Source organism: Yoonia maritima, from assembly GCF_043641945.1.
GTDB classification, from domain to species: domain Bacteria; phylum Pseudomonadota; class Alphaproteobacteria; order Rhodobacterales; family Rhodobacteraceae; genus Yoonia; species Yoonia maritima_B.
On sequence record NZ_JBHZRX010000001.1, the window covers coordinates 551,299 to 565,114 of the forward strand.

Sequence of the window (13,816 nt, forward strand, 5' to 3'; positions counted from 1 at the left end):
ATAAACACCCGTTGGCTATTCGCCAAGGTGTACGGCCTGTGCGTCGGCCTTCCAGCCGATCGTCCATTGACCATCGGCCTCGATCACGGGGCGCTTCATCAATGTTGGATGCGCCGCCAATAACGCAGCAGGATCACCGGCCTTTTCCTCATCAGACAAACCACGCCAAGTTGTCGAAGCGCGGTTGATCGCTTTGTCACCAAACTGGGCAATAATCTGGGCGCGATCCGCGTCTGATACGCCATCAGCGCGGACATCGATCACCTCTGGGCTATGCCCTGCTGCCTGTAGTGCTTTTAATGCTTTGCGACACGTATCGCATGATTTTAGACCGAAAAAGCGCATTTCGCCTCCTGATTGAGCATCTTGCAGCGTTCCGTACATGCGGTAAGCTGTCACTTGCATTTTGCATAGAACACATAACTCTAGACATACAAGGCTTGGGTGAACGGCACCCAACAAGACACGACGGAGGAAGACCAATGCCAAGCGGCACTGTAAAGTGGTTTAATACAACAAAAGGTTTCGGATTTATTGCACCTGACGAAGGCGGATCGGACGTATTTGTCCATGTGACTGCCGTGGAACAGGCGGGGCTTACCGGACTAGCCGATAATGAAAAAGTGACCTTTGACTTGGTCGAAGGGCGAGATGGCCGGAAGATGGCCGGCAATCTCGCCAAAGCCTAAAGCAAGAGCGTTACGCTGCGATCTTTAGCTTGGCCCGCTCAATGTGGGCTTGGCCACCGGCCAGACGCTCACAAGTGCGGGTTAGGCGGTCGACCAAATCCATGCGGATCGGAGAGAAAGTATCGCGTGGAGTAGTGTCTGCGTTAGACTGGGAATTAACTTGGTCACTCATTACATTACCTGGCTTAATTACTGTTAGCTGGGACGTATTTGCTAAACTATATATATCGCGAATTTGCCGTTCAGTGATGGGGAAATTCGGATAGGTTACATCATCTGACGTAGGGTCACGCCGCCTTTAGCGTGTAATTTTTCAAAAAATACAACCGATCAAGTGATCCAACCTATCCTTTAGGTAAGGGTGGTAAAAATACCGCCATAGACCAACAGAATCGGTCAGAAATCGAGTCGCGCGTCACAGACATGTAACCAGCGCATGACAATACGCGCCCGCTTGGCCAAAGACCGAGGCGTCTAATTCCTGCATGAATTCAAAAGAGTGCTAGAGGCTGTGGGTCAGAGCCACGCATCGCGGGCGTCGTCGTCCCAACCTAAGGTCCAGTTAATGCCATCGGTGATGACAGGACGGGCCATAAGGGCAGGTTGTGCCTCTAGCTGCGCATCTGCCTCGCTCTCGCGGAGCCATGCGTTGAGATTCCGGTAGCTCTGTGACTTACGGTCGACGAGGTTGTCGCCGAACTGCGCAATCAGCGGTGCCCACTCTGCCTCAGACAATGGATTGGCCCGGACATCGCGGAAATCCACATCCCGCCCCGCAGCTTCAAGCGCCTTGATTGCGGCTTTGCAGTCGGAACAGGTGGGAAGGCCATAAAGGATCATGTGCTTGGGTCCGGGTTAGTTGCTGGCCAAGCTTAGCCGCGCAAGAAGTCATGCACAACATTATGGGAGCGTCCGGCCCGAACAGGCGGAGCGCTTGCAATTGCGCGCAACATCAGGGGAGCGTCTGGACCTCGGGGTGGGTGCGGAGCGCCCTCCCCATGGGGGAGGTCCGGGCGCTGCCCGGCGATGCCGGGCGAAAAGTAGCTAGGATGTTGTCCGTCAATTAGCAGCCTGCTAATTATTAATGACAACAGTCTGATTTATAGACGCACCACCGCTGCTGCATGCCACGTCACGATTTTCCAATTCTCTGTGAATATCGATTTGTTCTTGAGGTGTTGTTATATACTGATTGGGATCGAGAAGCTGACAGAGAAATCCATCAGGATAGTCCTTTAGAGCATCTGGCTGCGCCGAGACACATGCCGCAAGCGGGATCAGAGCTGCAAACATTACCTTTTTCATTGTTCTTATTTCTCTAATCACTACGTTTCTCTTGGGGCCAATAGGAATATTGGCGAAGCGAATAACCCTCACCCAATAATCCCCTCAAACTCTCGCCATTCACCTTTGCTCATCCCAGAGGTTTCCTGCGTGACCTTTTCACCCTTAAGCATACGGCGCACGCAGTCAATCGCCTTGCCCGATAGGTTGGCGCCGCCCATGCGGTAGTCTTCGAATGCGGAATAGGCGGCAGGCACCCAGTCGGCGACGACGTTGCAGATCGCGTCGGCATAGACTCGGATTTCGTATTGCGCGTGTGCGTCGGCACGTAGGCGCAGGAAGTGGAACAGGTTGTGCAGGTCGACCTTCCAGTACCACTGCGTATAGATATTCGCAGGCAGGTTCATCCGCGCCAATTCGCGGGCCAGCCCCTGCTGCCCTTCTTGGTCGATCATTTCTGCATAGTGGTCATAGCAACGCGCCGCGTCGCCCTTGAGGTATTCCAGCACGCGTGCGGCTTCTTCGCCGGTGAGTGCTTCGCCCCTGCCCTGATTGTTGATCACAGATTGCGCGGCCAGCTTGTCGGGCTCAGGGATATAGAATTCGCGGTCTAGGATCGAATAACGCGCGGAGTATTCGTTTACGTTTGCCGTCCGGTGCCGGATCCACTGACGCGCAACAAAGACTGGCAGTTTGACGTGCAGTTTGATTTCGCACATCTCAAACGGGGTCGAATGCCAGTGGCGCATCAAGTAGCGGATCAGCCCTTCGTCGTTTTGCACGGATTTCGTGCCCTTACCGTAAGACACCCGTGCCGCCTGACAGATCGCCGCATCGTCGCCCATATAATCGATCACCCGGATAAACCCGTGGTCCAGCACGTCATGCGCCTTGTACAGGTGGTTCTCCATACCTTCGGCAACAGCCCGCAAGGTCGGTTTCGCGTTTGCACGTAGTTCGTCGATTTCGGCCTGTTGTTCGGCGGTGATGGGCATATTTTTCTCCGGCTGCTAGATTCGCGTCAGGGTCACTATAGGGTGTCTGCGCCTCACAGGCACCCAAGATGTTGCTGGCAGCGTCGTTCTACCTGTGGCAGTGTGCCCTAAAATCAATTTCTCGGAGATGCCGCTGATGTATGCGCGCACAATTGCATTTGCTGCCTGCCTTTTGGGCCAAAGCGTTTCAGCCCAGTCCACAGTCAATGTTCCAATTGATCAGGCCCGTGCCATTGCCACCAACGCAATTCTTTCCGGAGACATTCCTCTTGCGCAAGAAATCGCTCGTAAGCTGTTGGCGCAAAACCCCGATGACCGCGTTGCGCTGCTGGTCCTAGCTGCGGCTGCCCCTCAATCGGGTGATCCTGCCGAAGGTCGCGCCGCAGGTGCCCGCGCATGGCGATTGTCCGAAACCGATGCCCAGAAATACGAAGCCGCTCGCCTGACCGCACTGGCCGCCGCGAGTGAAAAGCGGTTCACTCTGTCGACCCTATGGTTACGCCGCGCATTGACCGTCGCGCCGAATGATGCCGAATACAACCGGACCATCGCTGACGCCCGAACAGTCAAGCAGCTTAACCCATGGTCGACATATCTTGGGTTTTCGGTTGTACCATCCGACAACGTGAATGGTGGTGCCGTAAATTCAGAACTGACCGCGCCGGGCCTAGAGGATAACCCGTTCGGTTCAGGAGCAACATTGTCAGAAGACGCCCTCGCGCTAGAAGGCATCCGCGCCTCTTTCAGCTTCAGCACACAATACCGTTTGTATTCAGATGAAAAGCGCCGCCTATCGGTTGGTCTTCGATACCAGGGCGCGAGAGTAAAACTGACCGATGCCGAGGAAACGCCAGACGCGTCATTCGATACGAATTCTTTCGAATTAAACGCACGCTATGATGAATCGTTAAGCACAGGCGCTTATGGGCTAAGCCTTGCTGCGGGAACCACGGATTACCGTGATCTGGATTCAACAGACTTGTCTGTCGACAAACGAAAATATGACAACATACGTCTCGGCGCGGACTACCGGTATCCGATCTCTGCACAATCAGAATTAGGGCTATCAGCACAAATTGAGAGATTGACCTACCAAGAGACCTCCATTGGGGAAGTTAATCGCAAGATTGTGCGCGCGTCTTATGGGCAACGGCTCGACAACGGGGATCGGTGGAACACATCTCTGTCTTATACAGACAGCACGGGAGACAGCGCCAATTACACCTCAAACGCCTGGACAATACAGTTTGGTTACAATTGGAACGAAAACGTGGGGCCAATTACATTGGGAGCAAGCGCTGGACGCACTTGGACCGAATACCCAGACTATACGCTATTCGGATCGCCCATCACTGGCGGGCGCCAAGACACCACCAACTTCTACACGATCAATGTGGGGTTTCCGGCAGCGACTTACGCTGGCTTCACTCCTGGCCTGACTTGGCACCATAGCCTCTCGGACAGCAATGTCAGTCGATTTACGCGCGAAACGCGGTCACTTGGTATGACGATCAATTCTGCCTTCTAAGGTCACAGCAAGTCAGACCGATGTGAAGAAATTGTATAGAATATACCACATGGCGAAATCCTTGCTTTAAATAGTTCAGGCTATGTGAGTCGCGCTGATCGACCTTTCTAGCTGTTCGTTTAAATGTTTGACCTTCCGCCAGCTGGAAGGTGTAGCAGCAGCTCAGTCAAGGAATCGAGGACTGTCATGAGACGACGAATTATTGCTGCAGGTGCTGCCATTATCGTGGGTGCCATTGGATTTGCCACTTGGCCGACACAAGAGTCAAATGTGGCGCTGACCTCCGATACAGTGACTGCCGGTAGCGCCTTGGCTAATGTAATAGTCCCAGAAACCCTTTCTTCGAATGCTCAGATCGGCAAAGTAGCGTTTGAGGCGGCCTGCGTGTCCTGCCATGGTGAAAACGCTGCTGGTCAGAATGGCGTGGCCCCGCCATTGGTTCACATCATTTATGAACCAAACCACCACGGCGACGAAAGCTTTCAAAGGGCCGCGGCGCTGGGTGTGCGTGCCCATCATTGGCCATTTGGTAATATGCCGCCCGTCGAAGAGGTGACACGCGCAGATGTAGCGATGATTGTCGCATACGTACGAGAGCTTCAACGAGCCAACGGGATCAACTGAATATGGCAAAGAACACAACAATGAAAATACTGATGGTCGGGGCGGCTATGCTTTGGGCAACAGGCGTAGTGGCCCACTCCCCACTTAGCGGAATCACGCCAGCCCATGAGGCGATCATTGCGGAAGTGCCAACAGAAGTCTTGTTGGAGTTTAAGGGCGATATACGCCTAACTCGGGTGACGATGACACATAAAGACCATCCAAGCGTCGATATGGATTTGACTGGTCATTCTGGCTTCATCTCAAGTTATGCAATCCCCGTGCAGCCCATGGGAACGGGTGAATACGTGATCGAATGGCGCGGCCTTGGTACCGATGGTCACGCGCTGACTGGTTCGTTTCACTTTACGGTCGAATAGACATGCCAGATGTCTGGGGACTGGCTGCGATTGGTGCAAAGTTTGCGCTTTATCTTAGCATACTAACATCTGCAGGGACTGTCATGACCGCCCTGTTATTTCGGCTTGATCACCATAAAGACTTTGCGCTGAAGTTCGCTTTGCTTGGGTTGGTTGCGACGATCCTTACCTTTGCTTTGCGCGGCGCAGTCCTGACGGGCGATGTTAGCGGCATGTCTGACCCAGAGATACTCGGCCTATTATGGAGTACCCCGGTCGGGACAGCACTCGCGTTGCGTATAGGGGGATTGGCCCTACTTATCCTTGGTCTGTTCATAGCGCGTTCTGGGCTGTGGTTATCTGCGTTTGGTGGCATCCTTGCGATTTGGTCGTTTGATCACGTCGGACACGTCTCGGGGCGCGATACAACTTTGCTCGACATTGCACTGACCTTCCATTTGATCGCTCTGGCGGTTTGGATTGGCATTCTCACGCCACTCAAACGCCTTGCGTCAACGCAGGAAACGTGGCCCAAGGCTGCCGATGTCGGGCATCGGTTTGGTGTTATCGCGTCATTCACCGTTCCACTGCTCATAGTCGCTGGCGGGTATATGGGCGTTATCTTAACCGGATCCACCGCTGCGTTTTTCGGGACAGGATACGGCCAAGCGCTCATCCTGAAAATCATTCTCGTCGCGGGACTTCTTATGCTAGCCGCCGCAAATAAGTTGCGTTTCATCCCTAACCTTCGCGCTGGTGATCCGCGTGCTGCAAAGCATCTTTCTCACTCGATTAACATGGAGTGGCTGGTCGTGTTAGCGGTGCTTGGCACCACAGCGACACTCACGTCAGTGCTTACTTTACCAACGTGAATATGACTTGTCGGGCACCGGTCTCTGTGCTTCAAAATGGGTAAGGTGTCGCCGCAGCTTTGGTCGTGACCCACATGTATTGAGTGAATTCCTCCCATATGGCTGGACCGGAAATCCGCCCACCGTTACCCGATTGCCCGCGCCCACCAAAGGGGGCGAGCGGCGACGTAATGATCGGTTGATCGTTGATATGCAGGTGACCAACGCGCAGTTGGTTTCCGACGGCGCGAGCGCGTTCTACATCGGCGCCGATTACAGAACCGGCAAGACCAAAATCAGTCATATTGGCTAACGCTACCGCGTGATCATCGTCATCAAAAGCAGCGATCACAGCCACGGGCCCAAAGATTTCTTCGTCAAACGCGCGCATACCGGGCTTAACTCCGGATAACACTGTCGCTGGAAACATTGTCCCCTTAGCTTTGCCACCGGCATGAAGCTTTGCGCCTTTTTGAACAGCATCTTCAATGATCGCCTCGATGCGTTTGCATTCTGCCTCGACGATAAGAGGTCCAAGCGCGCACTGTTCAGTCGCAGGATCACCAACGGGCAAATGACGGGCTTTATTAGAGAGTATCTCGGCCAGCTTTTCAGCATGCGACACGGGCGCGAGGATTAGACCTGCAGCGATGCAGACTTGCCCTTGATGCAACCAAGCCCCCCAAGCGCAATTCGATGCGGCAATGTCCATGTCTGCGTCATCTAACACGATGATCGCGTTCTTGCCGCCAAGTTCGAGCTGGACTTTCTTAAGGTTCCTCCCGCAAGCCTCGGCGACCTTGGCCCCTACTTTGGGTGAACCCGTAAAGGACACCATCGCGATGTTTCTATCTTCGCACATTGCAGCGCCAACATCGGCGCCTCCCGACACGATATGCAGCAAACCATCAGGAAGACCTGCCTCTTCGAATGCGCGTGCAATGATTATGCCGCCTGAGATCGGTGTTCGTGGGTCTGGCTTGTGAACGACAGCGTTGCCAGTGGCGAGCGCAGCCGCAATCGCGCGGATCGACAAGAACAATGGAAAGTTGAATGCAGAGATTACACCGACGACGCCGTGAGCTACCCGGATCAATTCTTCATGCGCGTTGCGACCATCGACCGATTTCAAAGTCGTGTTATGGTTTTCAAGCGCAGCTGCTGCAGCGGCCCGCATGATCGCGACACTTAGCTCGATCTCGGCTGCTGCCTTGGGCGCAGTGGAGCCACTTTCGCGAACAATCCAAGGTACGAGTTTGTCAGCGTTTTGCCTTAGGATATCGGCCGCGCGGTTCAATATAGCTGCGCGTTCAGAACCCGGTGTTGCTTCCCATGCGGGCTGAGCGGATCTTGCAGCGGCGGCCGCTTTCTTCAGGTCTTTATCAGTTGCTCGACCAACGTCGGCTAGATGTGCATTGTCGGCAGGTGCAGTGACTTTGTCGGTGCCGCCTGCGGCATCGATCCAGCCGTTTGAGTAGATCTTACCGCTCCATGTACCCTGCGCCAAAAAATCTTCGTTGATCTTATTCATTTCATTTTTTTCCCAAAATAAACCGTGCACCGCGTTCAGCGATCATCATTGTTGGCGCGTTGGTGTTGCCGCTGATCAATGCGGGCATTGCTGAGGCGTCGCAAACCCGAAGCCCTTGGACACCGCGCACCCGCAATTCGCTATCAAGGCATGCCATGCGGTCGGAGTCTGCGCCCATTTTGACCGTGCAGGACGGATGAAACAGCGTTTTCGCAGTTTTGCGCACGTATTCTTCAAGCGCGGCATCATCCTTTTCCACATCGGGCGCAGGCATATGCCGACGTTTGATGTATTTGGCTAAGGCGGGCGCATCCAAAATTTCGATTGATTTGCGTACACCGCGCATGAGCACGTCAACATCGTGCCGGTCGGTTAGTGCGCCACTGACAAAAATTGGCTTCTCTGCCGGATCAGCAGACCTGATCTTGTATGATCCCCGCGACTTTGGCCGCAAGAAACATTGCCCGATAGAGACCCCATGCGCCTCGATTGCTGGGCGGTCCAGACCTGCGACCATCGACGGCAATACGTGGAACTGAAGATCAGGAATGCCAGCATCTGATACATCAATGAAACCGCCAGTTTCACAGACATTCGATGTCAGCAATCCTTTGCGCGTGGTCAGATACTGCAGCATATGCATCGCCGCACGCACACCTTTGTCATGACGATAGTTCGAAATCGGGTCGATGGTTTCGCCCTGCACTGTTGATTCAAGGTGGTCTTGGTAATTCTCGCCCACACCGGGTAGATCGCTAATGACCTCGATACCCAGATCTCGCAGTTCTTGGGAATTCCCAATGCCAGACAGCTGCAGCAATCGTGGCGTTTCGAAGGCCCCGGCGCACATCACCACCTCGGATCTTGCTTTGATCTGCTGACCACTTTCCAACATCACACCCGTCGCCCGCGTCCCATCAAACGTCAGCTTAGTGACGCTGGTGTTTTTCATGATCTTTAGGTTTGGTCGTTTTTCGGCCTTGCGCAGAAATGCCTGAGCTGCGCTCCAGCGCCGACCATTATGCGTGGTGGTTTGATAAAACCCGACGCCTTCTTGTACTGCGCCGTTAAAGTCCGGGTTGAATGGGATGCCGGTTTCTTGGGCCGCCGCAACAAACGCTTCACTTAGCGGGTGTTTGAACTTTGGTTCAGAAACGTGCAGGTCGCCCTTACTGCCGTGATAGTCGTTGCTGTATACCTCGTTATTCTCAAGATCACGGAACACTGGCAGGCAATCACTATAGGACCAGCCCTTTGCGCCCAACTGCGCCCAATTGTCGTAATCTTCGCTTTGTCCGCGCACATAAAGCATCGCGTTCACAGAACTACCGCCGCCGATCACCTTGCCTGTTGGGACGATGGTTGGCCGACCGGCCATCGCTTCGGACGGGGCCGCGACATAGTTTTTAATATCCCGCCCGCTTTTCAGAATTTTGAAAAACGCGGCAGGAATATGAATCCACGGGTGAAAGTCATTGCGACCACGTTCGATCATCAAGACCTTCGTCATTGGATTTTCGGATAACCTTTCGGCCATAACGCAGCCCGATGATCCGCCTCCGACGATGATGTAGTCAAACTCTTCCATGGTTTTTGTTCCCTCTCAAATTGGGATTTCTTGTGCTGAATGGCTGGCGCTAGGCGGCGTGCATCACTTTGTGAAGTTGGATCATCGCATCGCCCAACTGATGGTCGATCATGGTCAGACGTTTGGCATAATGTGCGCCCGGATATTCCCACGTCATGCCGATACCACCGTGCAGCTGGATCACTTCCTCAGAGAACTTCACGGACGTGCGTCCGATTAGGTTCTTTGCCATCGCCACGTATTTCGCGCGCTGATCCGAGGCGAGGTGCGACGCCGCCAAAACAGTGATGGAACGGCATTGTTCGATCTCAATCGCCATATCGACGACGCGGTGTTGCAGCGCCTGAAAGACGGCGATCGGGCGGCCGAACTGCTGACGCTGCTTCATGAAGTCGACCGTCATCGCAAGCAGAACGTCCATTGCGCCCACGGCCTCGGCGCATAACGCCAAGCGACCCGCGTCTAACGCCGCTTCCAAGTCCCCTTCCGCGTCCTCTGCCAGACAAATGGCGGCGGTGTTATCAAGAATGACTTCGGCAGCCCCGCCACCATCGATCATTGCATAATCAATGGTTTCGGCGGTTTCAGTCAGATAAAGGCCGATTTTGCCATCAGCCTTGGCCGCGACAAGAATAACATCAGCATTTGGCGCACCATATACGACCGATTTGCGACCAGTCAGCTTACCATTGGCAAAGGATGCGGTGATGTCAGCCAGACGTTCACCTGCCTCGGGTTCAAACACGGCAAGCGCCGGGCGTTTGCTGCCACCGATGATATCTTCGACCAGCGCGTCCTGCCCCAAATCAGCAACCAAACGCACAGACATCAAGGATGCCAGCATGGGTTCAGGGCAGATGGCCCGGCCCAATTCTTCGAACACCGTAGTGATATCGAACCCTTGGCCACCAAACCCGCCTTGGTCTTCGGTTACGAACGCACCGATGACGCCCAGGTCGGCCATCTCGATGTATTTTTCCGGCGAATAGAACGGTGCCTCGTAGGCGGCTTTGTTGCGTGTTTCGATATCGTATTGCTCTGTCAAATAGCGGCGCAGCGTGTCCGAGAGCATCCGGCGGTCTTCACTCAGTTTGAAATCCATTGGGTTATCCTCTGAACAGGTCTTTGGCGATGATGTTGCGCTGGATCTCGTTTGATCCACCGAAGATCGACAGTTTGCGGTTGTTGAAATAGGCGGCAGCGGCAGCGGCGGCATCTTCGGGTACAGTCAGGGCATTGGCTGGCAATTTTTCGGCCGGGAAAGGCGCGGCAGCGGCTCCTAACGCCTGACGTGTTAGGCTATTCAAGCGCTGCACGATGACAGTGCCCTTGATTTTCAGCATCGAGCTTTCGTACCCGCTCGCCGCCCCCGTTTCGCTCTCAGACAGAACGCGCAGATTGGTGATACGGATCGCCTCAAGGTCGATCTCGATCTCAGCGATTTCTTTTGCGAACAGTGGATCTTCGATCAGTGGTTTACCGTTACGAATGGTCTTAGCTGCCAGTTCTTTTAACGCCGCCAAATCGCGGATCGCGAAACCAGTGCCCGCAATATTGGTCCGTTCGTGGGTTAGAAGGTATTTCGCGATGGTCCAGCCTTCGTTTTCTTTTCCAACCAAATTGGACGCAGGCACGCGCACATCGGTAAAGAAGACCTCGTTCACCTCGTGACCGCCTTCAATCAGTTTAATGGGACGCATTTCAATGCCGGGCGTATCGAGATCAACCAAGATAAAGCTGATACCTTCTTGGGCCTTTGCAGCGGCGTCGGTCCGCACAAGGCAGAAAATCTTGTTGGCGTGTTGGCCAAGAGTGGTCCAAGTCTTTTGACCGTTGATGATATAGTGATCCCCGTCACGCACAGCCCGGGTTTTCAAGCTCGCCAGATCAGAACCAGCGCCCGGTTCCGAATAGCCCTGACACCACCAATCCGTGCCATCCAATATTCGGGGTAGAATTTCGGCTTTCTGCTCTTCGGTGCCAAACTTAAGCAACACTGGCCCCAACATAGCGACACCAAATGCAACCAAACGCGGCGCATAGGCCAGGGCGGTTTCTTCGCCAACGATATGCCGTTGATAGTTATTCCAACCGGGTCCGCCGTGTTCCACTGGCCATGTGGTGCCCAGCCAATTCCGGCTTTGCATGATGGCGTGCCATTTTTCATAATCGGCCTTATCCAATGGCGTATTGTTACGCACCTTACGCTGGATATCTTTTGGCAGATTTTCCCGAATGAATGCTCTGACCTCGTCACGGAAGTCTTCTTCTTCCTTGGTGAATTGCAGATCCATGATCAGCGCTCCTTGTTCAAATCAGCGAATGTGGTGCCGTCATCGGCCATCTTTTGCAGCAGTGCGGGCACGCGCCAGTAATACGCGTCGTCTTTGGCATAGCTGTTGATCCGATCGACCAGCGCTTGCGCACCGATCTTGTCCGCATAACAAAGCGGTCCACCGCGATGGCGTGGAAAGCCGTACCCAAACAAAAACACCGCATCGACATCGATTGGGCGCAGCGCGATCCCCTCTTCGACGACGCGCGCGCATTCAACGATCATCGCAGTGATGTAACGATCAACGATTTCTTCATCGGTAAAGCTGCGCGGTGTGATGCCTTTTTCGGCCTGCTCATCCGCGATGAACTGGGCGACATCTGGGTTCTTGGTTTTCGAACCATCGGGCCAATACACATAGTACCCCTTGCCAGTCTTCCGGCCAAAATCGCCCGCTTCACAAATCTTATCGGCAACTCCGATATAGCGCTCCTCTGGCGGACGCAGCGGCGCACGGCGTTTTCGTTCTGCCCAACCGATATCAAGACCAGACAGGTCGCCCACGGTGAACGGCCCCATGGCCGCGCCAAACCCGACTAACGCATTATCGATCTGTTCATAATCTGCGCCGTCCATCATCATGTAACCAGTGGACCGCGCATAGTGCGCCAATATCCGATTACCGATAAAGCCGTCACAGACCCCTGCCCGCACTGCGACTTTGCGTAAGCGTTTTGCCAAGGCAAATCCCGTCGCAACTACATCCGGCGCTGTTTTATCCGCGACGACAACCTCTAATAGCCGCATCACATGCGCGGGCGAAAAGAAGTGCAAGCCGATCACGTCTTGCGGACGTGTCACCGCCTTCGCAATTTCGTCAATGTTCAGGTATGATGTGTTCGAGGCAAGAACCGCACCAGTTTTGCAAATGGCGTCGAGCTTGGCGAATACCTCGTGCTTAACTTCCATGCTTTCAAACACCGCCTCGATCACCAAATCGACATCGCAAAGGCTGCTCATATCCGTGGTCACAGTCAGCTTGGCGACCGTGGCGTCAAAGGCTTCATGGGACAGCTTACCGCGTTTGACCGCACCTTGCAGATTGCCCGTGATGGTTTTGACGGCGAATGCGACGCGGTCTTCGGCCATTTCAATGACCGTGACAGGAATTCCGGCCAGCAACATAGATGTCGCGATACCTGATCCCATCGTCCCGCCACCAATTACACCAGCGGTCTTGATCTCGCGCGGGGTTTCTTTGGCTTCGGGGATGTTCGCCACCGCGCGTTCCGCAAAGAACGCGTGTTTCAGGCCATGGTGTTCGTCGCTGGCCAATGCTTCGATGAACAATGCACGCTCGGCGGCCAACCCTTCGTCTATCGGTTTTGCGGCACCTTCGATGGCGCGCAAGGCGCGCAGAGCAACTGCACCTTTTGAACCTAGCGCCTCGAATTTCGACCGGGCGGCTGACATTTTGTCACCGTTCAGATTGACTGGAAGATCACGTGTGACGCGTGCCTTCAATTTCCAATCACGCAATTCTTTGGCAATGGTGACGGCAACCTGTGCCGGATCGCCATCTTCTAGCCGATCAATAATGCCATGCTTTAGCGCGTCTTCCGCCGAAATTGGTGCGCCCCCAGTGATCATCTTGATCGTCGTCGCCGTGTCCGCGACACGTGGCAGGCGGATGGTACCACCAGAGCCGGGCAACAGACCAAGATTTACCTCGGGCAGACCAACCTTGGACCCTGTGATCCCGACGCGGGCGTGACAGCATAACGCCAGCTCAAGCCCCCCACCAAGTGCGGTGCCATGCATGATAGCCACGATGGGTTTCGAGGATGCCTCTAACCGATTGCACACATCCGGCAACACGGGCGGCTGCGACGGTTTGCCAAATTCACGAATATCGGCACCCGCGACAAATGTGCGGCCCGCGCAATATAACGCGATCGCCTTTACCTCGGGGTCCGCCTCAAGCATGTCTAACGCATCAACAACGCCTTTGCGCATGGCGTGGCCCGCCGCATTCACTGGCGGATTGTCGATGCAGATCGTCGCGATGTCATCGAATTTTTGAATTGTAACGACTTCAGTCATATTTCTCTCG

Annotated in this window: 15 protein-coding genes; 5 read left to right on the forward strand and 10 right to left on the reverse strand. The window is 54.4% G+C overall.

The genetic code is table 11. The features are described 5' to 3' along the window. Nucleotides 1-15 precede the first annotated feature (15 nt). A complete protein-coding gene (locus ACHUEV_RS02825; protein WP_106356634.1) occupies nucleotides 16-345 on the reverse strand; it encodes an arsenate reductase family protein in 330 nt (109 codons plus the stop codon). Between the two features lie 137 nt (nucleotides 346-482). Here ACHUEV_RS02825 and ACHUEV_RS02830 point away from each other — a divergent pair, with 137 nt between their 5' ends. Further along, nucleotides 483-689 carry a cold-shock protein gene (locus ACHUEV_RS02830; RefSeq protein WP_394177543.1) on the forward strand — a complete coding sequence of 69 codons (207 nt, stop codon included), beginning with the start codon at nucleotides 483-485 and terminating at the stop codon, nucleotides 687-689. A 10-nt stretch (nucleotides 690-699) separates the two neighbouring features. Here ACHUEV_RS02830 and ACHUEV_RS02835 read toward each other — a convergent pair whose 3' ends face one another. The 4 genes from ACHUEV_RS02835 to thyX all read right to left on the reverse strand — a co-directional run bounded on the left by ACHUEV_RS02835 (nucleotide 700) and on the right by thyX (nucleotide 2,968). Then, nucleotides 700-861 carry a hypothetical protein gene (locus ACHUEV_RS02835; RefSeq protein WP_394177544.1) on the reverse strand — a complete coding sequence of 54 codons (162 nt, stop codon included), beginning with the start codon at nucleotides 859-861 and terminating at the stop codon, nucleotides 700-702. A gap of 344 nt (nucleotides 862-1,205) precedes the next feature. Beyond that, entirely contained in the window at nucleotides 1,206-1,529 is a 324-nt protein-coding gene (locus tag ACHUEV_RS02840) for an arsenate reductase family protein (protein ID WP_394177545.1), read from the reverse strand. A gap of 234 nt (nucleotides 1,530-1,763) precedes the next feature. Further along, a complete protein-coding gene (locus tag ACHUEV_RS02845) occupies nucleotides 1,764-1,982 on the reverse strand; it encodes a hypothetical protein (RefSeq protein WP_394177546.1) in 219 nt (72 codons plus the stop codon). An 80-nt stretch (nucleotides 1,983-2,062) separates the two neighbouring features. Then, nucleotides 2,063-2,968: an FAD-dependent thymidylate synthase gene (gene thyX / locus ACHUEV_RS02850; protein WP_394177547.1), complete on the reverse strand. Its 906-nt coding sequence runs from the start codon at nucleotides 2,966-2,968 to the stop codon at nucleotides 2,063-2,065. Nucleotides 2,969-3,104: 136 nt separating this feature from the next. Here thyX and ACHUEV_RS02855 point away from each other — a divergent pair, with 136 nt between their 5' ends. From ACHUEV_RS02855 to ACHUEV_RS02870, 4 genes are all read left to right on the forward strand, one after another. Next, on the forward strand, nucleotides 3,105-4,496 hold the full coding sequence (locus tag ACHUEV_RS02855; protein WP_394177548.1) for a surface lipoprotein assembly modifier: 1,392 nt from the start codon (nucleotides 3,105-3,107) through the stop codon (nucleotides 4,494-4,496). Nucleotides 4,497-4,682: 186 nt separating this feature from the next. Beyond that, complete coding sequence (locus ACHUEV_RS02860; protein WP_394177549.1) at nucleotides 4,683-5,120, forward strand: c-type cytochrome; 438 nt, start codon at nucleotides 4,683-4,685, stop codon at nucleotides 5,118-5,120. Nucleotides 5,121-5,140: 20 nt separating this feature from the next. Further along, nucleotides 5,141-5,479, forward strand: coding sequence for a copper resistance CopC family protein (locus tag ACHUEV_RS02865; RefSeq protein ID WP_394177550.1), 339 nt, complete (start codon nucleotides 5,141-5,143; stop codon nucleotides 5,477-5,479). Between the two features lie 2 nt (nucleotides 5,480-5,481). After that, nucleotides 5,482-6,330, forward strand: coding sequence for a copper resistance D family protein (locus ACHUEV_RS02870; RefSeq protein ID WP_394177551.1), 849 nt, complete (start codon nucleotides 5,482-5,484; stop codon nucleotides 6,328-6,330). 31 nt (nucleotides 6,331-6,361) lie between these two features. Here ACHUEV_RS02870 and ACHUEV_RS02875 read toward each other — a convergent pair whose 3' ends face one another. From ACHUEV_RS02875 to ACHUEV_RS02895, 5 genes are read right to left on the reverse strand one after another with little or no spacing between them, the layout of a single operon-like run. Then, a complete protein-coding gene (locus tag ACHUEV_RS02875; RefSeq protein WP_394177552.1) occupies nucleotides 6,362-7,840 on the reverse strand; it encodes an aldehyde dehydrogenase family protein in 1,479 nt (492 codons plus the stop codon). Between the two features lies 1 nt (nucleotide 7,841). Next, complete coding sequence (locus ACHUEV_RS02880; RefSeq protein ID WP_394177553.1) at nucleotides 7,842-9,428, reverse strand: GMC family oxidoreductase; 1,587 nt, start codon at nucleotides 9,426-9,428, stop codon at nucleotides 7,842-7,844. Nucleotides 9,429-9,477: 49 nt separating this feature from the next. Then, complete coding sequence (locus tag ACHUEV_RS02885; protein WP_394177554.1) at nucleotides 9,478-10,530, reverse strand: acyl-CoA dehydrogenase family protein; 1,053 nt, start codon at nucleotides 10,528-10,530, stop codon at nucleotides 9,478-9,480. A gap of 4 nt (nucleotides 10,531-10,534) precedes the next feature. After that, nucleotides 10,535-11,722, reverse strand: a complete 1,188-nt coding sequence (locus ACHUEV_RS02890) for an acyl-CoA dehydrogenase family protein (RefSeq protein WP_394177555.1) — start codon at nucleotides 11,720-11,722, stop codon at nucleotides 10,535-10,537. Between the two features lie 2 nt (nucleotides 11,723-11,724). Then, nucleotides 11,725-13,806, reverse strand: coding sequence for a 3-hydroxyacyl-CoA dehydrogenase NAD-binding domain-containing protein (locus ACHUEV_RS02895; protein WP_394177556.1), 2,082 nt, complete (start codon nucleotides 13,804-13,806; stop codon nucleotides 11,725-11,727). Nucleotides 13,807-13,816 lie beyond the last annotated feature (10 nt).